The following is a 26,224-nucleotide window of genomic DNA, read 5'->3' as shown; positions in this document are numbered from 1 at the left end:
ATTTTTGACGAAGATGGCGGGTGGCGTGAGCTTACCCGCCAACTTTCGTGAAACGTCTCAAACAGAAGAGTAATTTATGGCTGCAACCAAGCCTGCATTTAACCCTCCGGGTAAAAAAGGTGACATGATTTTCAGCGCGCTGGTAAGACTGGCTGCGCTGATTGTGCTATTGCTGCTGGGCGGCATTATCGTGTCTCTGATTTTCTCCTCGTGGCCGAGCATCCAGAAATTTGGTTTCTCCTTCCTGTGGACCAAAGAGTGGGATGCCCCGAACGATATCTACGGTGCGCTGGTGCCGATCTACGGCACGCTGGTGACCTCCTTTATCGCCCTGCTGATTGCCGTGCCGGTGAGCTTCGGTATCGCCCTGTTCCTGACGGAACTGGCGCCGAACTGGCTGAAGCGTCCGCTGGGTATTGCCATTGAGCTGCTGGCGGCAATCCCGAGTATCGTTTACGGCATGTGGGGCCTGTTTATCTTTGCCCCGCTGTTCGCGACATACTTCCAGGAGCCGGTGGGCAACGTCCTGTCGAATATTCCGTTTGTCGGCGCGCTCTTCTCCGGTCCGGCGTTCGGTATCGGGATCCTGGCCGCAGGCGTCATCCTCGCTATCATGATTATTCCGTACATCGCGGCGGTGATGCGCGATGTCTTCGAACAGACCCCGGTGATGATGAAAGAGTCGGCCTACGGCATCGGCTGCACCACCTGGGAAGTGATCTGGCGCATCGTCCTGCCATTTACCAAAAATGGGGTGATTGGTGGTGTAATGCTGGGTCTGGGTCGTGCGCTGGGTGAAACCATGGCCGTGACCTTTATCATCGGTAACACCTACCAGCTCGACAGCGCCTCGCTCTACATGCCGGGCAACAGCATCACCTCGGCGCTGGCTAACGAATTCGCTGAAGCGGAATCGGGCCTGCACGTTGCCGCGCTGATGGAACTGGGCTTAATTCTGTTTGTTATTACCTTCATCGTTCTGGCGATCTCCAAAGTGATGATCATGCGCCTGGCGAAAAATGAGGGGGCACGCTAATGGCAACGCTTGAAATGCAAAACACCGTGGAGCTGGCGGAATCACGCCGCAAAATGCAGGCGAAGCGCCGCATGAAGAACCGCCTCGCGTTGACGCTCTCGATGGCGACGATGGCCTTTGGTCTGTTCTGGCTGATCTGGATCCTGTTTTCCACGGTAACGCGCGGTATCGACGGCATGTCGCTGGCGCTGTTTACCGAGATGACCCCGCCGCCAAATACGGCGGGCGGTGGTCTGGCGAACGCCCTGGCGGGCAGCGGCCTGCTGATCCTCTGGGCGACCGTGTTTGGTACGCCGCTCGGCATCATGGCGGGGATCTATCTGGCGGAGTACGGCCGTAAATCCTGGATTGCGGAAGTGATCCGCTTCATCAACGACATTCTGCTCTCTGCCCCGTCGATTGTGGTCGGTCTGTTCGTCTACACCATCGTGGTGGCGCAGATGGAGCACTTCTCCGGCTGGGCTGGGGTGATTGCGCTGGCGCTGCTGCAGGTGCCGATCGTCATCCGTACCACCGAGAACATGCTGAAACTGGTGCCGGACAGCCTGCGTGAAGCGGCCTACGCGCTGGGCACGCCGAAGTGGAAGATGATTTCTGCCATCACCCTGAAGGCGTCCATCTCCGGGATCCTGACCGGTGTCCTGCTGGCCGTGGCCCGTATTGCCGGTGAAACCGCACCGCTGCTCTTTACCGCCCTCTCCAACCAGTTCTGGAGCACGGACATGATGCAGCCGATCGCTAACCTGCCGGTCACCATCTTTAAATTTGCGATGAGCCCGTTTGCCGAATGGCAGTCACTGGCCTGGGCCGGGGTACTGATTATTACCCTGTGCGTACTGTTACTGAACATTCTGGCGCGCGTTATTTTCGCGAAGAAGAAACACGGTTAATTATTGACGGCGTGGCACGCTGCGGCGCCGGATGAGGAAATGAGTCAATGAGTATGGTCGATACTGCCCCGGGGATCCTTTCGGTTCGTGATCTGAACTTCTACTACGGCAAGTTCCATGCCCTGAAAAACATCAACCTGGATATTGCTAAAAATCAGGTTACGGCATTTATCGGTCCGTCGGGCTGTGGGAAATCCACGCTGCTGCGTACCTTTAACAAAATGTATTCACTCTATCCGGAGCAGCGCGCCGAAGGCGAAATCCTGCTTGATGGCGACAATATTCTGACCAATACCCAGGATATCGCCCTGCTGCGTGCCAAAGTGGGCATGGTGTTCCAGAAACCGACGCCGTTCCCGATGTCCATTTATGACAATATCGCCTTTGGCGTGCGCCTGTTTGAGAAGCTCTCCCGTGCCGATATGGACGAGCGTGTGCAGTGGGCCTTGACCAAGGCCGCATTATGGAACGAAACCAAAGATAAACTTCACCAGAGCGGATACTCTCTCTCCGGTGGTCAGCAGCAGCGTCTGTGCATTGCGCGTGGTATCGCCATTCGCCCGGAAGTGTTATTGCTGGATGAACCGTGCTCAGCGCTGGATCCGATCTCTACTGGCCGTATCGAAGAGCTGATCACTGAGTTAAAACAGGATTACACCGTAGTGATCGTCACCCACAACATGCAGCAGGCCGCGCGTTGTTCAGACCACACGGCGTTTATGTACCTGGGCGAGTTGATTGAGTTCAGCAACACGGACGATCTGTTCACCAAGCCCGCGAAGAAACAAACAGAAGACTACATCACCGGACGCTACGGCTGATTCAGGAGGGCGCAATGGATAATCTCAATCTTAATAAACACATTTCCGGCCAGTTCAACGCAGAGCTGGAAAGCATCCGCACCCAGGTGATGACCATGGGCGGAATGGTCGAGCAGCAGCTTTCTGACGCGATCACCGCGATGCATAACCAGGACAGCGAGCTGGCGAAGCGCGTGGTGGAAGGCGACAAACACGTCAACATGATGGAAGTGGCGATCGACGAAGCCTGCGTGCGCATCATCGCCAAGCGTCAGCCGACGGCGAGCGACCTGCGTCTGGTGATGGCGATCATCAAAACCATCGCCGAGCTGGAACGTATTGGCGACGTGGCGGACAAGATCTGCCGCACCGCGCTGGAGAAGTTCTCCCATCAGCACCAGCCGCTGCTGGTGAGCCTGGAGTCGCTGGGGCGCCACACCGTGCAGATGCTGCACGACGTGCTGGATGCCTTTGCGCGTATGGATCTGGATGAGGCGGTGCGTATCTACCGTGAAGACAAGAAGGTCGACCAGGAGTACGAAGGCATTGTGCGTCAGCTGATGACCTACATGATGGAAGATACGCGCACCATCCCAAGCGTTCTGACCGCCCTGTTCTGCGCCCGTTCTATCGAGCGTATCGGCGACCGTTGCCAGAACATCTGCGAATACATCTTCTACTTCGTGAAGGGCCAGGATTTCCGTCACGTTGGCGGGGATGAACTGGACAAAATGCTCGCGGGTAGCGATCCAAAAGAGTAATTTTTCTCTGACGCCAGCTTTGCTGGCGTTATATTTAAATATCAAACTATTTTCTCTGCGAATAACTCACCGTATCGCTGCGTAATAATATTGCCGTCAGTCACACTTCACTCTTTTCCCGGTTGTTTTCTTTTCTCTTCTACCCTAAAACATCCCGTTATTAACGCGAGCAACTGAAACACCTTAATACGCTAATAACGTTATTAAGCAAAACTGGATTGTTACCGCTATTACGCGGGCAAAACCTGAAAGTGATTATCTCCTTACGGAGGTTAATCGCTTTCAGGTTTTTTTATTTTAAAAGATAAATTAACAGGGACTAATATTATGTTCAGGAGAACCCTTATTACCTCGGCTATTTTAATGATGGCACCTCTCGGTCATGCCGGGTCTGCGTCATTAACGGTGGAGCAGCGCCTCGAATTGCTGGAAAAGGCGTTAAAAGAGACCCAGGCAGAGCTCCAGCAGTATAAGGATAAGGAGATCGTCAAAACCCAGGCCGCCATCCCGGCGAAAAAACCAGCTGCCGTGCTGGTCAAAACGGGGGAGGCCACTACCGGGGAGGTTTATTCCTCCGTCACCATGAAAGACTTTAGTAAATTCGTGAAGGACGAAATTGGCTTTAGCTATAACGGCTATTTCCGCTCCGGCTGGGGCACGGCATCCCATGGTGCGCCGAAATCCTGGGCCATTGGCTCCCTCGGCCGATTCGGCAACGAATATTCTGGCTGGTTCGATTTGCAGCTTAAGCAGCGGGTCTACAACGAAGGCAATAAACGCGTCGATGCCATTGTGATGCTGGATGGCAACGTGGGCCAGCAGTACTCCACCGGCTGGTTTGGCGATAACGCGGGCGGCGAGAACTATTTGCAGTTCTCCGATATGTACGTCACCACCCAGGGCTTCCTGCCGTTTGCCCCGGAGGCGGATTTCTGGGTCGGGAAGCACGGCGCGCCGAAAATCGAAATCCAGATGCTGGACTGGAAAACCCAACGCACGGATGCCGCTGCGGGCGTCGGGCTGGAAAACTGGAAAGTGGGGCCCGGCAAGGTGGATATTGCGCTGGTGCGTGAAGACGTGGACGACTATGACCGTCAGCTCAAAAACAAGCAGCAGCTGAATACCAATACCATCGACCTGCGTTATAAAGCGCTGCCGGTGTGGGATAAGGCCTCGCTGATGCTCAGCGGGCGCTATGTTGCGGCCAATCAAAGCTCAAGCGAAAAGTATAACCAGGACAACAACGGCTATTATCCGTGGAAAGACACCTGGATGGTCGGCACCACCTTAACGCAAAAACTGGATGGCGGTGGATTCAACGAGTTTTCCGTCCTGCTGGCAAATAACTCCATTGCCAGCAGCTTCTCGCGCTATGCCGGCTCCAGCCCGTTTACCACCTCCAACGGCCGCTATTATGGCGATCATACCAACGGGACGGCGGTGCGCGTGACCTCGCAGGGAGAGATGTATCTGCGGGATGACGTGATCATGGCCAGCGCGCTGGTCTACTCTTTCGGGAATGACGTTTACAGCTATGAAACCGGGGCCCATTCCGATTTCGAATCCATCCGCGCGGTTGTGCGCCCGGCGTATATCTGGGATCAATATAATCAGACCGGCGTTGAGCTGGGTTATTTCAGACAGCAAAATACCGATCTGACCGGCAATAAATATTATGAGTCAGGCTATAAAACTACGCTGTTCCATACTTTCAAAGTGAATACCAGTATGTTGACCTCGCGCCCGGAACTGCGTTTTTATGGAACGTACATTAAAGCGGACGAGACGGAATTAGATAATTTCACTTTCGAAGACCAAAAAAAGGATCAGTTTGCCATTGGCGCGCAGGCTGAAATCTGGTGGTAACCGGATCGCATATAAGGACACTATTAATGAAACGAATGAATACCGCGTTATCCGTTATTACGCTCTGTTTATCTCTCGGACATCCGGCGTTCGCGGCAGATCTTCCCGCCGCTCCGGATCCTGCTCACCCGTTGAGCCAGTATGTCACCCAGGTGAATGCCGACAATACGGTGACGTACCGCTACTTCGCCCCGGCGGCGAAAAGCGTCTCGGTGGTGGTGGGGGTCCCGACCCCGGAAAATATCCATCCAATGACCAAAGACGCCTCAGGTCTCTGGAGCTGGCGAGGTCCGGTGATGCAGCCCAATCTGTATGAATACTTCTTCAACGTCGACGGTGTGCGCAGCATTGATACCGGCACGGCGATGACCAAGCCGCAGCGGCAGGTGAACACCAGCATGGTGCTGGTGCCGGGCAGTCTTCTGGATATTAATCGGGTCCCGCACGGGGATCTGATTACCCTGACCTATCATTCGGCTGCGCTGAAATCGGAGCGTCAGCTGTTCGTCTGGACGCCACCGGGCTACAACGGACAGGGAAAACCGCTGCCGGTGCTCTATTTCTATCATGGCTTTGGTGATACAGGGCGTTCGGCTATCGATCAGGGGCGTATCGCGCAGATCATGGATAACCTGCTCGCGGCCGGAAAAATTGCCCCGATGCTGGTGGTGGTGCCGGATACCGAAACCGATGCCGCAGGGATTGTTCCTGAAACCTTCGTGCCGAACGAGCGACGTAAAGCCTTCTATCCGTTGAATGCCCAGGCTGCCGACCGGGAGCTAATGAACGATATCATTCCGCTGATAAGCCAGCGGTTTAACGTGCGTGACGATGCCGAGGGGCGGGCGCTGGCAGGGTTGTCGCAGGGCGGCTATCAGGCGCTGGCCTCCGGGATGAACCATCTTGAACGCTTTGGCTGGCTGGCCACCTTTAGCGGCGTGACCACCACTACAGTGCCGGATGCGGGCGTCAGCGCGCGGCTCAACGATCCGCAGGCCATCAATAAGCAGCTACGCAATTTCACCGTGGTGGTGGGCGAGAAAGATGTAGTGACGGGCAAAGATATCGCCGGGTTGAAGCAGGAGCTTGAGAAGCGCCAGATCAAATTCGATTATCACGAGTATCCGGGCCTGAATCATGAGATGGATGTCTGGCGACCGGCCTATGCGGAATTCGTCCAGAAACTGTTTAAATAGCAAAAAGCCGTAAAGCGAGTCGCTTTACGGCTTATCAGTTTTAGCGGGTAAGATGCCAGCCGCGCGCTTTCCACAGTTCCGGCAGCTGGGCCAGATCGGTAAAGGTGGTCACCTTCGGATGGTCGAGCGGCGGGTTGTGCGGATCGGCGCAGAAGTAAAACACCTCCATGCCCGCGGCGATCCCTGCCTGCGCGCCTGCGCTGGAGTCATCCACCAGGACGCAGTTCTCCACGTTGACGTTCATCGCTTTCGCGGCATGGAACATCATGGCCGGATCGGGTTTCCAGCGCTGAATATCGTAGCCGCTGAACAGTTTTTCCGGGAAATGGTGCAGCATCTGCAGCTTGCCAAGGGAGTGCTGCATTTTGCTTACCGGACCGTTAGAGACCACGCACATCGGCACCGCCATTGAATCCAGCAAGGCGCTGGCCCCGGCGATCGTTTCCAGTTCGGAGTCGAAGAGGCGTGCGACCTCGGCGCGGTAAACAGGCTCCAGATCCGCTTTCGCGAGGCTGACGCCGTGTTCGGCGTTAATAATGTCGATGATTTCGTAGAGCTTCACGCCTTTAAAGCGTTTGAACGTCTCTTCGAGATCGAGCGTGATACCAAATTCCTGGAACATGGTGACATACGCCCGGGAACAGATGACCTCACTGTCGACCAGCGTACCGTCGCAGTCGAAAAATACCGCTTCAATCTGAGACATGCATTTCCCTTTCTTAACAAGTTTAACGTTTACGTGCTGCATTACGTTGAGACGCAATCGTTGCCGTATAAGCAAATTCAATGAAAAAAAGTGCCCCTCAACCGCCCCTATTGTCGCATTTTGGTATAGGATAGCGACGGATTTTCCCTCCTTGTTCGGAAATAGATGATGAGTCAACAACACACTACCCAGTCTTCTGGCGCGGGTTTGCTTGAGCGCGTGTTTAAACTGCGCGAACACGGCACGACGGCACGCACCGAAGTGATCGCCGGTTTCACCACCTTCCTGACGATGGTCTATATCGTTTTCGTGAACCCGCAAATTCTGGGCGTTGCTGGCATGGATACCAGCGCCGTCTTCGTTACGACCTGTCTGATCGCCGCCTTCGGCAGCATCCTGATGGGACTGTTCGCTAACCTGCCGGTTGCTCTGGCACCGGCGATGGGTCTCAACGCCTTCTTCGCCTTTGTGGTGGTTCAGGCGATGGGCCTGCCGTGGCAGGTGGGGATGGGCGCTATCTTCTGGGGCGCCGTCGGTCTGCTGATCCTGACCATTTTCCGCGTGCGTTACTGGATGATTGCCAATATTCCCGTCAGCCTGCGCGTGGGCATCACCAGCGGTATTGGCCTGTTCATCGGCATGATGGGGCTGAAAAACGCCGGTGTGATCGTGGCGAACCCGGAAACGCTGGTCAGCATCGGTAAACTGACCTCCCACAGCGTGCTGCTGGGCGTGCTGGGCTTCTTCATCATCGCGATTCTGGCCTCACGTAACATTCACGCGGCGGTGCTGGTCTCCATTATTGTGACCACCCTGCTGGGCTGGATGCTGGGCGATGTGCACTACAGCGGCATTGTCTCCGCGCCACCGAGCGTCACTACCGTGATCGGCCATGTCGATCTGGCGGGCTCGCTGAACCTGGGTCTGGCCGGGGTGATCTTCTCCTTCATGCTGGTGAACCTGTTTGACTCCTCCGGGACGCTGATTGGCGTGACCGACAAAGCCGGTCTGGCGGACGAGAAGGGCAAATTCCCACGCATGAAGCAGGCGCTGTATGTGGACAGCATCTCTTCCGTGGCTGGCTCCTTTATCGGGACCTCGTCCGTAACGGCCTACATCGAATCCTCTTCCGGTGTCTCTGTCGGTGGCCGTACCGGTCTGACCGCAGTAGTGGTTGGTCTGCTGTTCCTGCTGGTGATCTTCCTGTCACCGCTGGCGGGCATGGTGCCGCCGTACGCCGCTGCGGGCGCGCTGATCTACGTGGGCGTGCTGATGACCTCCAGCCTGTCGCGCGTGAAGTGGGACGATTTGACCGAAGCGGTTCCGGCATTTATTACCGCGGTGATGATGCCGTTCAGCTTCTCCATCACCGAAGGGATTGCGCTGGGCTTTATCTCTTACTGCGTGATGAAGGCGGGCACCGGACGCTGGCGTGAAATCAGCCCGTGCGTGATGGTCGTTGCGCTGCTGTTCGTGCTGAAGATTGCGTTTATTGATGCCTGATAAAAGCAAAACGGCAACCTCAGGGTTGCCGTTTTTAATGTTTCTTACGCTTTAACCCGCTGAATATACTTCCCAAACGCGCTCAATTGCCCGCTCAGATGATCCAGCGTGCTCTGGTCAATCACTTCACCCGTCTGCGGGTCGACCTTATTCTGAATCACGCCGCCCATAAATTCCGGCTTGTTCATCACCATCGCATCCAGGAACACCAGGATCTGGCGCAGGTGATACTGACAGCGTGCGCCGCCAATCGCCCCCATGGAGCTGGTCTGGATCAGCACCGGTTTACCTGCCAGCGGCTGGTCCGGCAGGCGGGAGAGCCAGTCAATGGCGTTCTTCAGGCCACCCGGCACGGAGTAGTTATATTCCGGAGTGACAATCACCACGCCGTCCGCTTCGCGGATCTGCGCCGCCAGCGCTTCTACGGCAGCCGGGAACCCCTCTTCCTGCTGCACATCCGCGTCATACAGCGGAATATCGCCAATCGACGGCAGAGCGCTAATCTCCATGCCCTCGGGCGCCAGCTTCGGCAGCGTGCGGGCAACCATCCCGTTGAATGAACCCTTGCGCAGGCTTCCCAGTAACGTAACAACCTTTAACGTATCAGACATCACTACTCCTTCTTGAAAGGTCAGGTGAGGATAATCGCTTTTTCCGCCGGGAGACTGGTCAGACGCATCAGGCGTGCGGCCGGTTCGTTCGCGCGGGCGGGGACGTCCGGCAGACTGTGCCATCCGAGGCGGCTGTCGAACTCCCAGATTTTTAGCCGTTCAATGGCCGGGGTAACGGCAATAGACCAGATCAGGACATCTTCGGCGTCGCTTAAGGCTTCAACCTGGGCGGCTCTGGTGGCCCGCAGGCGACCGGATCCCGGTAACAGTTGCAGCAGGCTGGCGCAATCACTGGCATCGCCTGAAAGCTTACGGATGCTCTGGCGCAGGGTAATCAGCTGCGCTCTGGCTTCGTGAGGATCGTTCTGGTTACGCACCCATAAGTTCTCATTGCTGGAGAGCGGGTAGATGTCATGGGCGTGGGATCCATCCGGGCTGCGGAATGCCCGCTGCAGCTCCATATCCAGACCGCAATCGCCTTCAGTCGTCAGCGCCAGGCCCACGATATTGCCGGCGTAGGCAATGGAAAAACGGGGAAGCTCCGGATCGGCAAACACCGGGCGTCCCTCGGGCTCGGTGATAACGTCCGGCAGCTCGCTGGTGCCATAAAGCATAAACAACAGTTCAGCCAGCAGCATCCGGGAAGCCAAAAACCGTGTGCGGCGATGTTCAGGAAGCTTCCGCGCGTCGTTATAACAGGATGAAGAGAGTCTGGTTGAGACCAGCCGTCCCTCGGTCAGCTTCCCTCTTGCAAAATGCGTAGCCATTTTTCGCTCCATGATAATGGTCAGTAGTCGGGTTAAACGGTTACATGATTATCGCTTAACTCGCTTACTGTTTTAATGGCTAAATGGAGGTAAGGGAAGTTTTGCGGCGGAACTTTACATTTTCTTAGGCAAAATCAGGGGTCTTAGCGCAGCGGCGGGCCGTACAGCGCCTTGATCGTCTCTCTCAGCCAGAGGATTTTGGGATTGTGGCTGTTACGCTTATGCCAGATCAGGGTGAAGGGCACGGTGAGCTTCTGGGCCTGGGCTTCATCAATGGGGATCGGCAGGGCGATCAGCTTTCGCTGGTGGAGTTGATTGTAGTGTTGGCAGTAATGCGGGGCGGTGGCAATGTAGTTATGACCCGGCTGCGCCGCCATAAACATCGACTGCTCGAACCCCGGCAGGCTCATGGCGATATTGCGCGGACGCCCCATCTCTCTCAGCACTTCATCCAGCGCCCAGGTATCGCTGCGCTCCCAGAAGATGCTGATATGCGGGTAGCGCAGGAAGGTCTCGAGGTTCCACTCCTCCTGCAGCGCGGGATGGTCTTCGCGCAGATAGACGCAGGGACGATCGCTGAACAAAATTTCGTAGTCGATAAACCACGGCATCAGCTTTAACAGCTCCCGGGAGCGGGGGTGCGTTTCGCGCCCGGTAAAACCGAGATCGACCTCTCCCCGGGTAATGGCGTCCAGCGAATCGTAATCCCAGTGGCGCATCTTCACCGTGGCCTGCGGGTAACGCTGGTTTACCTGCTCCAGCAGAGTGTTAAAGCGGATCAGCATCAGCGGCGTTTCCGCCGCCAGCTCAAACGTCAGGCCGCCAGGGGAGTCATGGTGGAATTTATCGAGGATCTGGTTGCCAATCTGCATCCAGTCGGCCAGATCCTGCTCCAGACTCGTCGTCAGCGGCGTCGGCAGCAGCCCCAGCGGGGTCTTCACAAACAGCGGATCGTCAAACCAGTCGCGCAGCTTCGCCAGCGATTTACTTACCGCGGACGGGGTGACGTTCATCCGTTTCGCGGCTTTGGTAACGCTGCGTTCCTGCAGCAAAAGCTGCAGGCACAACAACAGGTTAAGATCGAGACTGCTGAGGGGCTTCTTCATGGTGCGCTGTGGGCCGGATAAGCAAAAGGAGGAGGATGCAAAGCATGCTACAGCCAATCAGCACCCCGATCAGCATATTCAGTGCATTCAACCCCATTATGGCCGCCAGCCAAATCCACAGCGACGAGCCGCAGACCTGGGCGATACCCAGCACCGAGCTTGCTACCCCGGCGCGCAGGGCAAACGGGCCCAGTGCCTGGCTCATCGCCACGCCAAAGCCCACTGAGAACCCGGCACAGATCAGGGTAATACCCGCCAGCATCAGGGCACTGGAACCTGCGGTCGCCAGCAGTCCGCCTGCCGCCAGGAACAGCACCTGTGAGGTGAGCATCAAGGTGCGCTGCTTAAAGAGGTTCAGGGCGAACGGCGTTGAGAAGGAGACGGCCATACTGACCAGTGCGGTTAAGGCCATCACCGTGGAATACTCCCCGCGATCAAAGCCCATAACTTCCATCAGCAGCACCGGGGAAACGTTTACATAGGTAAGGATCACCGCCACGCTCAAAGTAGTGACCAGCAGTCGGCTGATAAAGAAGCGGTTGAGCAGCTTCTCTTCCGGCGGGACCGACGCGGAATGTCCCCGGTTGTTCGCCCCAGGATGGGTCTCTCTCAGGACCGTAATCGACAGAATAAAGACCAGCATCCCCATTGCTGCCATTGTCCAGAACAGGCTTTGCCACGGGAAACGCAGCATAATCAGGTAACCCACCACCGGTGCCAGCACCGGAATAATGCAGGTGATGCCGTTCATCATGGAGAGCACTTTGGCGCGGCGCTGGGCGCTTAAGGTATCGCGCAGGATCGCAAAGGCCACCACGTAGCATCCGCCTGCACCGACGCCCTGGATAAAGCGCCCGGTCAGGAACAACGTACTCTCTTCGGCTATTGAGCACAGCACGGAGGCCAGGGCAAAAATCACCGCCCCGGTAATGGCGACCGGCTGCCGCCCGGCTTTATCAGCAATCTTCCCGGCAAACACCATCGACGATGCCATCCCCGCGAGATAGGCCGAGAACGCGATGTGCAGCTGCGCCTCGCTGGCGCCGAGATCGCGGGCGATGTGCGGTAGCCCCACCAGATACATATCAATGCCCGACGGATAAAGCAGCACCAGCGCAAAACTACAAAACAGAAAACGAGCCATAACACCCCCATAAAGACAGGCATGAAGCATAGGGGGAGAAGGGGGAAGTGGCGAGTTGCCATTTGGACAAAGGTGATTTCCTGCGAGGAAATCACCTTTTGATGAGCAGATTCAGCCAAAGCGCGGTAAGAAATGGAAGGTATTCCCGAACCAGCAAACAATGACCACGATCCCGAACAGGATCACCAGCGAGGGAATAACCCTGCCGCCCCAGACGGTGAATGTCTTATTCGGGAATTTTTGTCTCGCTTTCAGGGCGAGGATCGCCGGGACAATCACCGCCCAGATGGTTGCGCACAATCCCGCCCCGCCAATACCGTAGATAAACCCGTTCGGGAAGATGAGGTAGAGCAGGGTAGGTGGCAGGAAGGTGAGCATAATCGTTTTCAGACGACCAGACGGTGAATTGTCGAGTTTAAAGAGGTCGGCAAGATAATCGAACAGGCCCAATGTGACTCCAAAGAACGAGCTGGCCACGGCTAAATTGGAGAAAACCAACAGGCAGAATTCAATCACTCCATGCTGCCGGGTGCCGAGGAAAGATTTCACCAGCGAATCGACATTGCCTCCCGACGAGATGATCTCACTGAAGCTATCGCGGGTAATATTCCCCATCGTGCAATAGAGCCAGAACAGGTAGATAAAAAGGGCCAGCAGCGAGCCATAGACAATGCTTTTTATCAGTTTATCTTTTCGCTTACCGTAGCAAATGATCAGGCTGGGAATGTTGCCATGAAACCCAAACGACGCCAGACAGACGGGCAGGGCCATAAAGATGTAGGGGAAGTAGGTGGTATTGCTGGCCGATGTAACGTTGATGTCTCTCAGGATTGAATAATCGACCTGAAAGAAAAAAGACCCAAATACAACGATAAAGGCGATGATCTTAATCCCTAAAAACAACGAGGTAATTCGGCTGGCCGCCAGCGAGCTAAACCATAATACGGCCGCCACGAAGATCGCCGTACAGACACCCACTATCCGGGGATTAACATGCGTTCCCTGATTCATGGCGATGGTTTCACTGATGATGGCGCCGTTTGCGGAGATATAGGCATACGTCAGGATATAAAGCACAAAGGCGACCGTGAAACCGCTGACGATATTCCACTTATTGCCAATCAGATCTTTTGTAATGGTATTAAAGCTTGAACCGACCGGGTAATTTAAATTCGCCTCTAACAATAATAATCCGGAATGAAGCATTGAAAACCAGGCGATAATTAAAATAAACGCGCCCCAAAAAAACCATGCCCCAGCCAGATCCACGGGTAAAGCAAACATCCCCCCGCCAATAACGGTACCTGCTATAACCATCACACCCCATACCGAGGAGTGTTTAGTCTCTAATTCTAAAGCGTTATCCATGGTGCCCCCATCAATTATGGTAAGCTTGATGTCGTTGAATTCTTTATTTTGCGGGTGGCTAAAATTATTTAGCCACCCGGTGACAGAGGGTTAAACTTCTTTGAGTCTGGCAGTGAAGTGACGTAATACTTTTGGTTCGTAGGTGAAGGTTAACCCTTTAATGTTCATCGCATTCTCTTTAACGTGCTTAAAGGCTTCGACGATGAAATCCATGTGCGACTGCGTATAGGTGGCGCGTGGAATGGTTAAACGCAGTAACTCTGCCGGGCAGGGTAACTGCTTGCCGGTTTTCGGATCGCGACCTAACAAGAACGAACCGATTTCCACTGCGCGAATGCCCGCCACTTTGTAGAGCTCACACGCCAGCGCCTGCGCCGGGAACTGTTCTGCCGGAATATGCGGCAAGAGTTTACCGGCATCCACAAAAGCAGCATGTCCGCCCGCCTGCTGGCAAACCACGCCGATGGCTTCCAGGCCGTCGACCAGGTATTGCACCTGATTAATGCGGTATGCCAGCCAGTCCTGGCCCATGCCGTCGTGCAGGCCGACAGCCAGACGTTCCATGGCGCCGCCTTCAAGACCACCATAGGTCGGGAAGCCCTCCTGCACGACGCACAAGGTTCTGCACTCGGTATAGACGTCGAAATAGTCGTCATTCTTAATGCACAGCAGGCCGCCCATTGGCACCATGGCATCTTTTTTAGCCGACATGGCCAGCATATCCGCGTACTTGTACGTCTCCCGGGTAATTTCCTCGATGGTCCAGTCTTTATATTCCGCTTCACGTTTTTGAATGAAGTACGCATTCTCGGCGAAGCGCGCGGAGTCCATCACCACCGGGATGTCGTATTTTCTGGCAATCGCGTACATTGCCTTCAGGTTCGCCAGCGACACTGGCTGTCCACCGGCGGAGTTGCTGGTAATGGTGGCGACGATATAAGGGACGTTGGCTGGACCCACTTCTTCGATGCCGTTTTCCAGACCCTGCAGGTCAAAGTTGCCTTTAAAATCGTAACGAATGCCGGTATCAAAGGCTTCCTTGATATACACGTTGCGCACGGTACAGCCATTTATCTGGCTATGTCCCTGGGTGGTATCAAAAAAGTAGTTAGAGAAGGCGACCATTTTCGTCCGGTCTAATCCCTTCTCCTGCTCGCGCTTTTTAATCAGCACTGGAATATAGATCTGCTCAGCGCCGCGTCCCTGATGGGTCGGGATAGTATACTGATAACCGAAAATGCTTTTCACGGCGTCGGACAGCGCATAGTAACTGCGGCTTCCGCTATAGGCTTCATCACCGCGCAGCATCGCGGCCTGCATATTCTGTGTGACTGCGCCGGTGCCGCTGTCGGTCAGTAAATCTATAAAGACGTCTTCGCTATCCAGCAGAAACGGGTTCATGCCGGATTTAATGATGGCGTTGTCGCGATGCTCCCTTGTGGTGCGTTTAACCGGCTCAATAACTCTGATGCGAAATGGCTCTGGTAAATGTTTGAAGTTTTCCATTATATAATTCCTGTTTTTATCGCAGCGGTGCTGGTGGCTATTTTTCAATAACCATTGATGCAGGCATACCAAATAAATAGAGTGTTAATCTATTCTGGTTGCATAGAGAATGAGAGGCGAAGGGAGACTATGGATGGTGATTGACAATTTGATTGTCAATATTGAACCACTTAGAGGTGAGGTATGTATTTAAGATAATCGTCATTGATTTATCCTCATTAGACACGCTACTACACTATTCGAATGAGAATATTTGTCTATGCTCGGGTATATTAATTGTGATTGTAATCACAGAGAATATAATAAGCATATATGTTATTTATTTAGCTAATATTGAAAGCAAAAAAGCCGCAATAACAAGAATGTTATTGCGGCTTTTTTGCAGAGGGCTGAAACGGTTTATTTTCCGATACAGAAACTGGAGAAGATACGTCCCAGCAGGTCATCAGAGGTAAACTCCCCGGTGATCTCGCTTAACGCCTGCTGCGCCAGACGCAGCTCTTCCGCCAGCAGTTCTCCTGCCCAGGCGCCCAGCAGCTGGGCTTTACCCTGATCCAGATGCATCGCCGCCTGTTCCAGCGCCTGCAGATGACGACGACGGGCGAGGAAGCCCCCCTCCATGCTGGTATCAAAGCCCATGCTCTGCTTCAGATGGTTGCGCAGCGCATCCACGCCCTCACCGGTACGCGCCGACAGGCGGATTAGTGAGTGACCATTCACATCACTCAGGCCCAGCGTCTCACCGGTGACGTCGGCTTTGTTACGCACCACGGTGATCGGCAGTTTCGCTGGCAGACGGGCGATAAAGTCCGGCCAGATCTCCGCCGGGTCGATCGCCGCGGTGGTGGTACCATCCACCATAAACAGCACCCGGTCAGCCTGTTCGATCTCCTGCCAGGCGCGCTCGATACCGATGCGCTCTACTTCGTCGCTGGCATCGCGCAGCCCGGCGGTGTCGATGATATGCAGCGGCATCCCGTCGATATGGATATGCTCCCGCAGCACGTCGCGGGTGGTACCGGCGATGTCGGTCACAATCGCCGCTTCACGGCCCGCCAGGGCGTTCAGCAGGCTCGATTTCCCGGCGTTCGGACGCCCGGCAATCACCACCTTCATCCCTTCGCGCAGCAGGCTGCCCTGACGCGCTTCGGCACGCACCGCGTCGAGATCGTTCATTACGTCGTTGAGCTGGGCTTCGATTTTGCCATCGGAGAGGAAGTCGATCTCCTCATCCGGGAAATCAATGGCCGCTTCCACGTAGATCCGCAGGTGAGTGAGTGCTTCCACAAGATGATTCACGCGGTTGGAAAAAGCACCCTGCAGCGAGTTCAGGGCCGAGCGGGCGGCCTGCTCGGAGCTGGCGTCGATCAGGTCGGCAATCGCCTCGGCCTGGGCCAAATCCAGCTTATCGTTCAGGAAGGCGCGCTCGGAGAACTCACCCGGCTTGGCAATGCGCAGGCCCGGCAGAGTCAGAATGCGTTTCAGCAGCAGGTCGAGGATCACCGGCCCGCCGTGGCCCTGCAGTTCGAGCACGTCTTCACCGGTAAAGGAGTTCGGGCCCGGGAACCACAGCGCGATGCCCTGGTCCAGCGCCGTACCGTCGGTATCTTTAAACGGCAGATAGTCGGCGTAGCGCGGCTTTGGCAGTTTACCCAGCACCGCTTCCGCCACCTCGCGCGCCTTCAGGCCGGAGATACGCAGAATGCCCACACCACCGCGTCCCGGTGGGGTTGCCTGGGCGACGATAGTGTCGTTATGGCTCATGGTTTGTCTCTTCTTAATACAATAAAAAAGGCGGTCTATAGACCGCCCTTTAATTTATGTTCCATTTGCCGGGTGGCGCTTCGCTTACCCGGCCAACTTAGTGTCAGGAATTTTTCTTCTCGCGGCTATGCAGGCCACGTTTTTCCAGACCACGGTAGATCAGCTGCTGCTGAAGGATGGTTACCAGGTTGCTGACGATATAGTACAGCACCAGACCTGACGGGAACCACAGGAAGAACACGGTGAAGATGACCGGCATAAAGGTCATGATCTTCTGCTGCATCGGGTCGGTCACGGTGGTAGGCGACATCTTCTGGATGAAGAACATCGTCACGCCCATCAGGATCGGCAGGATGTAGTACGGGTCCTGTGCAGACAGGTCATGGATCCACAGAGCGAACGGCGCATGGCGCAGCTCAACGGAGCCCATCAGCATGTAGTAGAGCGCAAGGAAGATTGGCATCTGAATCAGCAGCGGGAAGCAGCCACCCAGTGGGTTCACTTTCTCGGCTTTATACAGGGCCATCATCTCCTGGCTCTGACGTTGCTTATCATCGCCCAGACGCTCACGCATCGCCGCAATCTTCGGCTGCAGCATACGCATCTTCGCCATGGAGGTGTACTGCGCTTTGGTCAGCGGGTACATGATGCCACGAACGATAAAGGTAATAACGATGATGGAGAAGCCCCAGTTACCCAGGAAGCTGTGGATCCACTTCAGCAGCTTGAACAGCGGCTGAGAGATGAACCACAACCAACCGTAGTCTACGGTCAGATCCAGGTGCGGTGCTACAGCTGCCATCTTGTCCTGAATTTCCGGGCCGACCCACAGGGTGCTGCCCAGCGTACCGGTTTGACCCGGCTGAATCAGAACCGGCTCAGACTTATAGCCGATAGCGGCAACGCCGTTCAGGTTCGCGGTGTAGAAATTGTTGGAACCCGCGTTATTCGGCACCCAGGCAGTCGCGAAATACTGTTGCAGCATCGCCACCCAACCGCCTTTCGAGCTGACGTTCAGGTTTTCGTTATCGGCGATGGTGTCGAATTTGTATTTCTCGTACTTGGTATCTGGCGTGGAGTACGCTGCGCCACGGAAGGTATGCAACGCGAAGTTGTTGCTTCCGGTGTCACGGTGAGACGGCAGATTGATGGTTTGCTTCAGCTGACCAAAGGTGGAGAGCTCCAGCGGTTTCGCGCCGGTGTTCTGCACGTTATAGCCCACGTTCACCGCAAACTCACCGCGTTTCAGGGTGAAGGTTTTGGTGAAGGTGTTGCCCGCCGCATCAGTGTAAGTCATCGGGATCGCGAGTTCGTTCTGGCCATCAGCCAGCACAAACGCATCTTTATCGACGTTATACAGTGGACGTGCGCCGTTAGCCGGATTATCCGGGCCATCACGACCGGTCAGGCCGCTCTGTGCCTGGTAGATAAACTGCGGTGTGGTTTCCAGTAACTGGAACGGCTCGTTAGAACCGAGCTCTTTCGGGTAAGTTACCAGCAGCGCCTGCTCAACATCACCACCACGGGTGTTGATAGTCAGCTCAAGCACATCGGTCTTAACCGTAATCAGTTTACCCTGGCCACTGGCCGGTACGCCCTGGTCGGCGGCGCTACCCGCTGCGGTGGTCGTTGTCTGCGTGATCTGCTGCTGAGGTTGAGGATTTTTATCCTGCTCCCAAGCCTGGAAGATCATGAAAGACACGAACAACAAAGCGATGATAAGAAGATTGCGTTGCGAATCCATCGTTAGTGTTCTCTGGTATCAAAAGGTCCTGGAGGGACGGGATCGTCTCCACCTGGGTGTAAAGGGTGGCATTTTAATACGCGTTTCACCGTCAACCAACTGCCTTTTATCACTCCAAACCTGCGCAATGCCTCAATTCCGTAGCTTGAGCATGTTGGCGTGAAACGGCAGTGTGGCCCGAGTAGCGGACTAATCAGGCGTTGATAGACCCGGATAAGGCCGATCAGGACCCGTGAGCCAGGCGACAGTGGCGGCGCCATAATTTTTCCAACGCTTCCGAGAGAGCACGGTTATCGAGGTCGGCAACCCCTTTTTTTGCCACCACCACGAAATCCATCGAAGGCAGTTCATGTTGACGTAAACGGAAGCTTTCACGCGTCAGACGTTTAATCCGATTGCGTTCATGCGCGCGCTTAACGTTTTTCTTGGCGACAGTGAGACCGATACGGGGATGCCCCAGCGAATTTTGGCGGCCGAGGATGGTGATTTGCGGCGTGCCAGCCCGTTGTGGCTGCTGGAAGACGAAAGTGAAATGAGTGGGAGTTAACAAACGTAACTCCCTGGGAAATGCTAGCTTAACCACGCAGGGGTTAGCTTAATTACTTGGAAACGGTCAGACGTGAACGGCTTTTAGCACGACGACGTGCCAGAACCTGACGACCATTTTTAGTAGCCATACGAGCACGGAAGCCGTGAGAACGGTTGCGCTTCAGTACAGACGGTTGAAAAGTGCGTTTCATGGCGATTTCTACCTAAACTTGAATAAATTCAATGACTTTTTATGGAGTCCGAACGAATAACGAACACTGGACGCCGAAGCCATGGGTGATTAAAGAGGCCGGATTGTAATAATTGTACACTCCGGAGTCAATTCTCTTTCCTTATTTCCCGCGTCTTTCCGCACGTTTTTAGCGTGCAAATTGAGCAGCATCAGACGCAGGTCTTCGAGTCCCACGCGCCGGGTGGGGAATTATACGGGCTCCAGGCCAAATCGCAAGGATCGTCCAGGATCTTCGTTAGATCATTTCAGCAAAAAATCGTCTTTACTCATTAATTTTTCCAATATGCGGCCTAAATCGTGGGGGCGCGTCGTCAGGATCGTTTACACTTACCCCGTTTCGATCCTCCTGTGGATAAAACGGGAAGAAACTGTGAGAAACAGAAGATCTCTGGCTCAGTTTAGGCTATGATCCGCGGTCCTGATCGGATCCCAGGATCCTGGTTGGGCACAAACCGCAAAGAGCGGTTCGCACGTCCCCCTTAAACGCCGGGTCTTTTCGACGTGTGTCTACAATCATGACTATTCAATAGCTTTCTTTTTATGTTCGAGTGGAGTCCGCCGTGTCACTTTCGCTTTGGCAGCAGTGTCTTGCCCGATTGCAGGATGAGTTACCAGCCACAGAATTCAGTATGTGGATCCGCCCGTTGCAGGCGGAGCTGAGCGATAACACGCTGGCTTTGTATGCGCCAAACCGTTTTGTGCTCGATTGGGTCAGGGACAAATACCTCAATAACATCAATGGACTGCTAAACGAATTTTGCGGTGCCGATGCCCCACAGCTGCGTTTCGAAGTGGGCACAAAGCCGGTCACCCAAACCCTCAGAGAGACCGTTAACGTCGCCGCTGCACCCGCGCAAACCGCGCAGGTTCACATGCCGCGCGTGGCCCCTGCGCCGCGTTCTGGCTGGGATAACGTTCCGGCCCCGGCGGAGCCGACGTACCGCTCCAACGTTAACGTCAAACACACCTTCGATAACTTCGTCGAAGGTAAATCGAACCAGCTGGCGCGCGCGGCGGCCCGTCAGGTGGCGGATAACCCGGGCGGTGCCTATAACCCGCTGTTCCTTTATGGCGGCACCGGTCTCGGTAAAACGCACCTGCTGCATGCGGTCGGCAATGGCATCGTGGCGCGTAAGCCGAATGCCAAAGTGGTGTATATGCACTCCGAACGCTTCGTTCAGGACATGGTTAAAGCCCTGCAAAACAACGCGATCGAAGAGTTTAAACGCTACTACCGTTCCGTTGATGCGCTGCTGATCGATGACATTCAATTCTTTGCCAATAAAGAACGATCTCAGGAAGAGTTTTTCCACACCTTCAACGCCCTGCTGGAAGGCAATCAGCAGATCATTTTGACCTCGGATCGTTATCCAAAAGAGATCAACGGGGTTGAGGATCGTCTGAAATCCCGCTTCGGCTGGGGCCTGACCGTGGCGATCGAACCGCCAGAGCTGGAAACCCGCGTGGCGATCCTGATGAAAAAGGCCGACGAGAACGACATTCGTCTGCCGGGTGAGGTGGCGTTCTTTATTGCCAAGCGTCTGCGCTCCAACGTTCGTGAGCTGGAAGGCGCACTGAACCGCGTTATCGCCAACGCCAACTTTACCGGCCGGGCGATCACCATCGATTTCGTGCGTGAAGCGCTGCGCGATCTGCTGGCGCTGCAGGAAAAACTGGTCACCATCGACAATATTCAGAAGACGGTGGCGGAGTACTACAAAATTAAAGTGGCGGATTTGCTGTCCAAACGTCGTTCCCGCTCGGTGGCGAGACCGCGTCAGATGGCGATGGCGCTGGCAAAGGAACTCACCAACCACAGCCTGCCGGAAATCGGCGATGCGTTTGGTGGCCGTGACCATACCACCGTGCTGCACGCCTGCCGTAAGATTGAGCAGCTGCGTGAAGAAAGCCACGACATTAAAGAAGACTTCTCCAATTTAATCAGAACATTATCTTCGTGACGCTATGAAATTTACCGTTGAACGTGAACACTTATTAAAACCGCTGCAACAGGTGAGTGGCCCCTTAGGCGGCCGCCCGACGCTGCCTATCCTCGGTAACCTGCTGCTGCAGGTCGCAGACGGCACGCTGTCGCTGACCGGGACCGATCTCGAGATGGAAATGGTCGCACGCGTGACGCTTTCTCAGCCTCACGAAGCGGGCGCCACCACCGTTCCGGCGCGTAAGTTCTTTGATATCTGCCGTGGTCTGCCGGAAGGGGCAGAGATTGCCGTGCAGCTGGAAGGCGATCGCATGCTGGTGCGCTCCGGCCGCAGCCGCTTCTCGCTCTCCACGCTCCCGGCTATCGACTTCCCGAACCTCGATGACTGGCAGAGCGAAGTTGAATTCACCCTGCCGCAGGCGACCATGAAGCGCCTGATTGAAGCCACTCAGTTCTCGATGGCGCATCAGGACGTTCGCTACTACTTAAACGGCATGCTGTTCGAAACCGAAGGTGAAGAGCTGCGTACCGTGGCCACCGACGGCCACCGCCTGGCGGTCTGCTCCATGCCGATTGGCGTGAGCCTGCCGAACCATTCGGTGATCGTACCGCGTAAAGGCGTGATTGAGCTGATGCGTATGCTCGACGGTGGCGAAACCCCGCTGCGCGTGCAGATTGGCAGCAACAACATTCGCGCCCACGTCGGTGATTTCATCTTTACTTCTAAGTTAGTGGATGGTCGTTTCCCGGACTATCGCCGCGTGTTGCCGAAGAACCCGGACAAAACGCTGGAAGCGGGCTGCGATATCCTCAAACAGGCGTTTGCCCGTGCGGCGATCCTCTCCAACGAGAAGTTCCGCGGCGTGCGTCTGTATGTCAGCGAAAACCAGCTGAAAATCACCGCTAACAACCCGGAGCAGGAAGAAGCCGAAGAAATTCTGGATGTCACCTATGCGGCGGGCACCGAAATGGAAATCGGCTTTAACGTCAGCTACGTGCTGGATGTGCTGAATACGCTGAAGTGCGAGAACGTGCGCATTCTGCTGACGGACTCCGTATCAAGCGTACAGATTGAAGATGCCGCATCACAGTCGGCAGCCTATGTTGTCATGCCAATGAGACTGTAATGTCGCTCACCCGCCTGTTTATCCGCGACTTTCGCAATATCGAAAGCGCGGATCTTGCGTTATCCCCCGGCTTTAATTTTCTGGTTGGCGCCAACGGCAGCGGCAAAACCAGCGTGCTGGAAGCCATCTATACGCTCGGTCATGGCCGGGCGTTTCGCAGTTTGCAGATTGGCCGCGTTATTCGCCACGAGCAGGAGTCGTTCATCCTGCATGGACGTCTGCAGGGCGCAGAGCATGAAACCGCTATCGGCCTGACCAAAGACAAGCATGGCGACAGCAAGGTGCGCATCGACGGTACAGACGGGCACAAAGTGGCCGAGCTGGCGCTGCTGATGCCGATGCAGCTGATCACCCCCGAGGGGTTTACTTTACTCAACGGCGGCCCCAAATACAGAAGAGCCTTCCTCGACTGGGGATGCTTCCATAACGAAGCGGGCTTCTTTACCGCCTGGAGCAACCTTAAGCGGCTGCTCAAGCAGCGCAACGCCGCGCTGCGCCAGGTGACCCGCTACGCCCAACTGCGGGCGTGGGATAAAGAGCTGATCCCGCTGGCGGAGCAGATCAGCCACTGGCGCGCGGAGTACAGCGCGGGGATCGCCCAGGACATGGCAGATACCTGCCAACAGTTTTTACCCGAGTTCGCGTTAAGCTTCTCCTTCCAGCGTGGCTGGGAGAAAGAGACCGACTATGCCGAGGTGCTGGAGCGAAGCTTCGAGCGCGATCGCATGTTGACCTACACCGCGCACGGCCCGCACAAGGCGGATTTCCGCATTCGTGCCGACGGTGCGCCGGTAGAAGACACCTTATCACGCGGGCAGCTCAAACTCCTGATGTGCGCGCTGCGCCTGGCGCAGGGTGAGTTTTTAACCCGTGAAAGCGGGCGACGCTGCCTGTACCTGATTGATGATTTTGCCTCGGAACTTGACGACGCGCGGCGCGGACTGCTTGCCAGCCGCTTAAAAGCCACGCAGTCACAGGTTTTCGTCAGTGCGATTAGCGCTGAACACGTAATGGACATGTCGGACAAAAATTCGAAGATGTTCACCGTGGAAAAGGGTAAAATAACGGATTAACCCAAGAATAAATGAGCGAGAAACGTTGATGTCGAATTCTTATGACTCCTCCAGTATCAAAGTCCTGAAAGGGCTGGATGCGGTGCGTAAGCGCCCGGGTATGTATATCGGCGACACGGATGACGGCACCGGTCTGCACCACATGGTATTTGAGGTTGTGGATAACGCTATCGACGAAGCGCTCGCGGGTCACTGTAAAGACATCGTGGTGACCATCCACGCCGACAACTCCGTCTCCGTAACCGATGATGGCCGTGGCATCCCGACCGGTATCCACCCGGAAGAGGGCGTCTCTGCGGCGGAAGTGATCATGACCGTCCTGCACGCAGGCGGTAAGTTCGATGATAACTCCTATAAAGTTTCCGGCGGCCTGCATGGCGTGGGCGTCTCGGTGGTTAACGCCCTGTCGCAGAAGCTGGAACTGCTGATCCGCCGCGAAGGCAAAGTGCATCAGCAAACCTACGTCCACGGCGTACCGCAGGCACCGCTGGCGGTGACCGGTGAAACCGACGTGACCGGGACGCAGGTCCGTTTCTGGCCAAGCCATGAAACCTTCACCAACGTCACAGAGTTTGAATATGAGATCCTCGCCAAGCGTCTGCGCGAGCTGTCATTCCTGAACTCCGGCGTCTCTATCCGCCTGCGCGACAAGCGCGACGGCAAAGAAGACCACTTCCATTACGAAGGTGGTATCAAGGCGTTCGTTGAGTACCTGAACAAGAACAAAACGCCTATTCACCCGAACATCTTCTATTTCTCCACCGAGAAAGACGGTATCGGCGTGGAAGTGGCGCTGCAGTGGAACGACGGTTTCCAGGAAAACATCTACTGCTTTACCAACAACATCCCGCAGCGCGATGGCGGTACCCACCTGGTCGGCTTCCGTACGGCGATGACCCGTACCCTGAACGCCTACATGGACAAAGAAGGCTACAGCAAAAAAGCGAAAGTCAGCGCCACCGGTGACGATGCCCGTGAAGGCCTGATTGCTGTTGTCTCCGTGAAAGTGCCGGATCCGAAGTTCTCCTCTCAGACCAAAGACAAACTGGTCTCCTCTGAGGTGAAATCGGCGGTTGAACAGCAGATGAACGAACTGCTGAGCGAATACCTGCTGGAAAACCCGTCCGATGCCAAAATCGTGGTTGGCAAAATTATCGATGCGGCGCGTGCCCGTGAAGCGGCGCGTAAAGCCCGTGAAATGACCCGTCGTAAAGGCGCGCTGGATTTAGCAGGCCTGCCGGGCAAACTGGCTGACTGCCAGGAACGCGACCCGGCGCTGTCCGAACTCTACCTCGTGGAAGGGGACTCCGCGGGCGGTTCTGCGAAGCAGGGCCGTAACCGTAAGAACCAGGCGATCCTGCCGCTGAAGGGTAAAATCCTTAACGTTGAGAAGGCGCGCTTCGACAAGATGCTCTCTTCTCAGGAAGTGGCAACGCTGATCACCGCCCTGGGCTGCGGCATTGGCCGTGACGAGTACAACCCGGACAAGCTGCGCTATCACAGCATCATCATCATGACCGATGCGGACGTCGACGGCTCGCACATCCGTACGCTGCTGTTGACCTTCTTCTATCGTCAGATGCCAGAAATCGTTGAGCGTGGCCACGTCTACATTGCCCAGCCACCGCTGTACAAAGTGAAGAAAGGCAAACAGGAACAGTACATCAAAGACGACGAAGCGATGGATCAGTACCAGATCGCTATCGCCCTTGACGGTGCGACCCTGCACGCCAACTCAAGCGCCCCGGCGCTGGCGGGTGAACCGCTGGAACGTCTGGTGTCTGAGTTCAACGCTACGCAGAAGATGATTGGCCGCATGGAGCGTCGCTTCCCGCGCACGCTGCTGAAAGCGCTGGTCTATCAGCCGACGCTGTCCGAAGCTGACCTCAGCAGCGAGCAGGCCGTGACCCGCTGGGTGAACACCCTGGTTACCGATCTGAACGAGAACGAGCAGCACGGCAGCCAGTGGAAGTTCGACGTCAACGAGAACACCGAGCTGCAGCAGTTCGAGCCGGTGATCCGCGTGCGTACCCACGGTGTGGATACCGACTACCCGCTGGATCAGGAGTTTGTGACCGGTGCGGAATACCGTCGTATCTGTACCCTCGGCGAGAAGCTGCGCGGTCTGATCGAAGAGGATGCCTTTATCGAGCGTGGCGAACGCCGTCAGCCGGTGGCCAGCTTCGAGCAGGCGCTGGAGTGGCTGGTGAAAGAGTCCCGTCGTGGCCTCTCCATTCAGCGTTATAAAGGTCTGGGCGAGATGAACCCGGATCAGCTGTGGGAAACCACCATGGATCCGGAAAGCCGCCGCATGCTGCGCGTCACCGTTAAAGACGCGATTGCAGCGGACCAGCTGTTCACCACCCTGATGGGCGATGCGGTTGAACCACGTCGTGCCTTTATCGAAGAGAACGCCCTGAAAGCGGCGAACATCGATATCTAATGTAACGCCCCACGTTCCAGGCCCGGTAAGCGCTAGCGCCACCGGGCTTTTCTTTATCCGCAAAAGAGGATTTCCCTCTCCCGTCCCTAT

The 26,224-nt window shown here is 55.6% G+C and carries 24 protein-coding genes; 11 read left to right on the top strand and 13 right to left on the bottom strand.

What is annotated here, in order from left to right:
* Positions 1 to 76: 76 nt before the first annotated feature.
* The 6 genes from pstC to LG383_RS18915 all read left to right on the top strand — a co-directional run bounded on the left by pstC (position 77) and on the right by LG383_RS18915 (position 6,549).
* Entirely contained in the window at positions 77 to 1,036 is a 960-nt protein-coding gene (pstC, locus tag LG383_RS18940; RefSeq protein WP_106995546.1) for a phosphate ABC transporter permease PstC, read from the top strand.
* Positions 1,036 to 1,926 (top strand): phosphate ABC transporter permease PstA, encoded by an 891-nt coding sequence (gene pstA / locus LG383_RS18935; protein ID WP_106995547.1) that lies wholly within the window; start codon positions 1,036 to 1,038, stop codon positions 1,924 to 1,926. Before pstC ends, pstA begins: the two co-directional genes overlap by 1 nt.
* Positions 1,927 to 1,973: 47 nt before the next feature.
* The gene (gene pstB / locus LG383_RS18930; RefSeq protein WP_106995548.1) at positions 1,974 to 2,747 is read left to right on the top strand and encodes a phosphate ABC transporter ATP-binding protein PstB; all 774 of its coding nucleotides are present in this window, start codon (positions 1,974 to 1,976) and stop codon (positions 2,745 to 2,747) included.
* 14 nt (positions 2,748 to 2,761) lie between these two features.
* On the top strand, positions 2,762 to 3,487 hold the full coding sequence (gene phoU / locus LG383_RS18925) for a phosphate signaling complex protein PhoU (RefSeq protein WP_106995549.1): 726 nt from the start codon (positions 2,762 to 2,764) through the stop codon (positions 3,485 to 3,487).
* Positions 3,488 to 3,814: 327 nt separating this feature from the next.
* Complete coding sequence (locus LG383_RS18920) at positions 3,815 to 5,353, top strand: carbohydrate porin (RefSeq protein WP_225759918.1); 1,539 nt, start codon at positions 3,815 to 3,817, stop codon at positions 5,351 to 5,353.
* A 26-nt stretch (positions 5,354 to 5,379) separates the two neighbouring features.
* On the top strand, positions 5,380 to 6,549 hold the full coding sequence (locus tag LG383_RS18915) for an alpha/beta hydrolase-fold protein (RefSeq protein WP_370635174.1): 1,170 nt from the start codon (positions 5,380 to 5,382) through the stop codon (positions 6,547 to 6,549).
* Between the two features lie 40 nt (positions 6,550 to 6,589).
* Here LG383_RS18915 and yieH read toward each other — a convergent pair whose 3' ends face one another.
* Positions 6,590 to 7,255, bottom strand: a complete 666-nt coding sequence (gene yieH / locus LG383_RS18910; protein ID WP_106995551.1) for a 6-phosphogluconate phosphatase — start codon at positions 7,253 to 7,255, stop codon at positions 6,590 to 6,592.
* Positions 7,256 to 7,423: 168 nt separating this feature from the next.
* Here yieH and LG383_RS18905 point away from each other — a divergent pair, with 168 nt between their 5' ends.
* The gene (locus LG383_RS18905; RefSeq protein WP_225759917.1) at positions 7,424 to 8,758 is read left to right on the top strand and encodes an NCS2 family permease; all 1,335 of its coding nucleotides are present in this window, start codon (positions 7,424 to 7,426) and stop codon (positions 8,756 to 8,758) included.
* A gap of 44 nt (positions 8,759 to 8,802) precedes the next feature.
* Here the strand turns inward: LG383_RS18905 and LG383_RS18900 are convergent, their stop codons facing one another.
* The 12 genes from LG383_RS18900 to rpmH all read right to left on the bottom strand — a co-directional run bounded on the left by LG383_RS18900 (position 8,803) and on the right by rpmH (position 19,508).
* Positions 8,803 to 9,369: an NADPH-dependent FMN reductase gene (locus LG383_RS18900; protein ID WP_106995553.1), complete on the bottom strand. Its 567-nt coding sequence runs from the start codon at positions 9,367 to 9,369 to the stop codon at positions 8,803 to 8,805.
* A gap of 20 nt (positions 9,370 to 9,389) precedes the next feature.
* Positions 9,390 to 10,136, bottom strand: a complete 747-nt coding sequence (locus tag LG383_RS18895; protein WP_225759916.1) for a 4'-phosphopantetheinyl transferase superfamily protein — start codon at positions 10,134 to 10,136, stop codon at positions 9,390 to 9,392.
* A 143-nt stretch (positions 10,137 to 10,279) separates the two neighbouring features.
* The gene (gene yidZ / locus LG383_RS18890) at positions 10,280 to 11,242 is read right to left on the bottom strand and encodes an HTH-type transcriptional regulator YidZ (protein WP_106995555.1); all 963 of its coding nucleotides are present in this window, start codon (positions 11,240 to 11,242) and stop codon (positions 10,280 to 10,282) included.
* A complete protein-coding gene (locus LG383_RS18885; protein WP_225759915.1) occupies positions 11,211 to 12,386 on the bottom strand; it encodes an MFS transporter in 1,176 nt (391 codons plus the stop codon). The genes yidZ and LG383_RS18885 overlap by 32 nt, the downstream gene beginning before the upstream one ends.
* A 111-nt stretch (positions 12,387 to 12,497) precedes the next feature.
* Positions 12,498 to 13,754, bottom strand: coding sequence for a low affinity tryptophan permease TnaB (tnaB, locus tag LG383_RS18880; protein WP_106995557.1), 1,257 nt, complete (start codon positions 13,752 to 13,754; stop codon positions 12,498 to 12,500).
* A gap of 90 nt (positions 13,755 to 13,844) precedes the next feature.
* Complete coding sequence (tnaA, locus tag LG383_RS18875) at positions 13,845 to 15,260, bottom strand: tryptophanase (protein WP_225759914.1); 1,416 nt, start codon at positions 15,258 to 15,260, stop codon at positions 13,845 to 13,847.
* Positions 15,261 to 15,387: 127 nt separating this feature from the next.
* Positions 15,388 to 15,465, bottom strand: a complete 78-nt coding sequence (tnaC, locus tag LG383_RS23040; protein WP_106995624.1) for a tryptophanase leader peptide — start codon at positions 15,463 to 15,465, stop codon at positions 15,388 to 15,390.
* A gap of 194 nt (positions 15,466 to 15,659) precedes the next feature.
* Complete coding sequence (gene mnmE / locus LG383_RS18865; protein WP_225759913.1) at positions 15,660 to 17,024, bottom strand: tRNA uridine-5-carboxymethylaminomethyl(34) synthesis GTPase MnmE; 1,365 nt, start codon at positions 17,022 to 17,024, stop codon at positions 15,660 to 15,662.
* Between the two features lie 103 nt (positions 17,025 to 17,127).
* A complete protein-coding gene (gene yidC / locus LG383_RS18860) occupies positions 17,128 to 18,768 on the bottom strand; it encodes a membrane protein insertase YidC (protein WP_106995560.1) in 1,641 nt (546 codons plus the stop codon).
* Between the two features lie 2 nt (positions 18,769 to 18,770).
* Complete coding sequence (gene yidD / locus LG383_RS18855) at positions 18,771 to 19,028, bottom strand: membrane protein insertion efficiency factor YidD (protein WP_015585463.1); 258 nt, start codon at positions 19,026 to 19,028, stop codon at positions 18,771 to 18,773.
* A complete protein-coding gene (gene rnpA, locus LG383_RS18850; RefSeq protein WP_014072458.1) occupies positions 18,992 to 19,351 on the bottom strand; it encodes a ribonuclease P protein component in 360 nt (119 codons plus the stop codon). Before rnpA ends, yidD begins: the two co-directional genes overlap by 37 nt.
* 16 nt (positions 19,352 to 19,367) lie before the next feature.
* Positions 19,368 to 19,508 carry a 50S ribosomal protein L34 gene (gene rpmH, locus LG383_RS18845; RefSeq protein WP_002220736.1) on the bottom strand — a complete coding sequence of 47 codons (141 nt, stop codon included), beginning with the start codon at positions 19,506 to 19,508 and terminating at the stop codon, positions 19,368 to 19,370.
* Positions 19,509 to 20,109: 601 nt separating this feature from the next.
* On the opposite strand from rpmH, the gene dnaA reads away from it, so the two are divergent.
* Genes dnaA through gyrB form a run of 4 tightly spaced genes read left to right on the top strand, consistent with a single transcriptional unit; the run spans position 20,110 to position 26,134 of the window.
* Positions 20,110 to 21,510, top strand: coding sequence for a chromosomal replication initiator protein DnaA (gene dnaA, locus LG383_RS18840; protein ID WP_106995561.1), 1,401 nt, complete (start codon positions 20,110 to 20,112; stop codon positions 21,508 to 21,510).
* A gap of 4 nt (positions 21,511 to 21,514) precedes the next feature.
* Positions 21,515 to 22,618 carry a DNA polymerase III subunit beta gene (gene dnaN / locus LG383_RS18835; protein WP_106995562.1) on the top strand — a complete coding sequence of 368 codons (1,104 nt, stop codon included), beginning with the start codon at positions 21,515 to 21,517 and terminating at the stop codon, positions 22,616 to 22,618.
* Positions 22,618 to 23,691: a DNA replication/repair protein RecF gene (recF, locus tag LG383_RS18830; protein ID WP_225759912.1), complete on the top strand. Its 1,074-nt coding sequence runs from the start codon at positions 22,618 to 22,620 to the stop codon at positions 23,689 to 23,691. Before dnaN ends, recF begins: the two co-directional genes overlap by 1 nt.
* A gap of 28 nt (positions 23,692 to 23,719) precedes the next feature.
* On the top strand, positions 23,720 to 26,134 hold the full coding sequence (gyrB, locus tag LG383_RS18825) for a DNA topoisomerase (ATP-hydrolyzing) subunit B (RefSeq protein WP_166180992.1): 2,415 nt from the start codon (positions 23,720 to 23,722) through the stop codon (positions 26,132 to 26,134).
* The last annotated feature ends 90 nt before the right edge of the window (positions 26,135 to 26,224 follow it).

Source organism: Leclercia sp. Marseille-Q4284 (assembly GCF_916618945.1).
GTDB classification, from domain to species: Bacteria; Pseudomonadota; Gammaproteobacteria; order Enterobacterales; family Enterobacteriaceae; genus Enterobacter; species Enterobacter tamurae.
The sequence above is the reverse complement of the archived record's forward strand: the minus strand, read 5'-3'. Positions and strand labels throughout refer to the sequence as shown.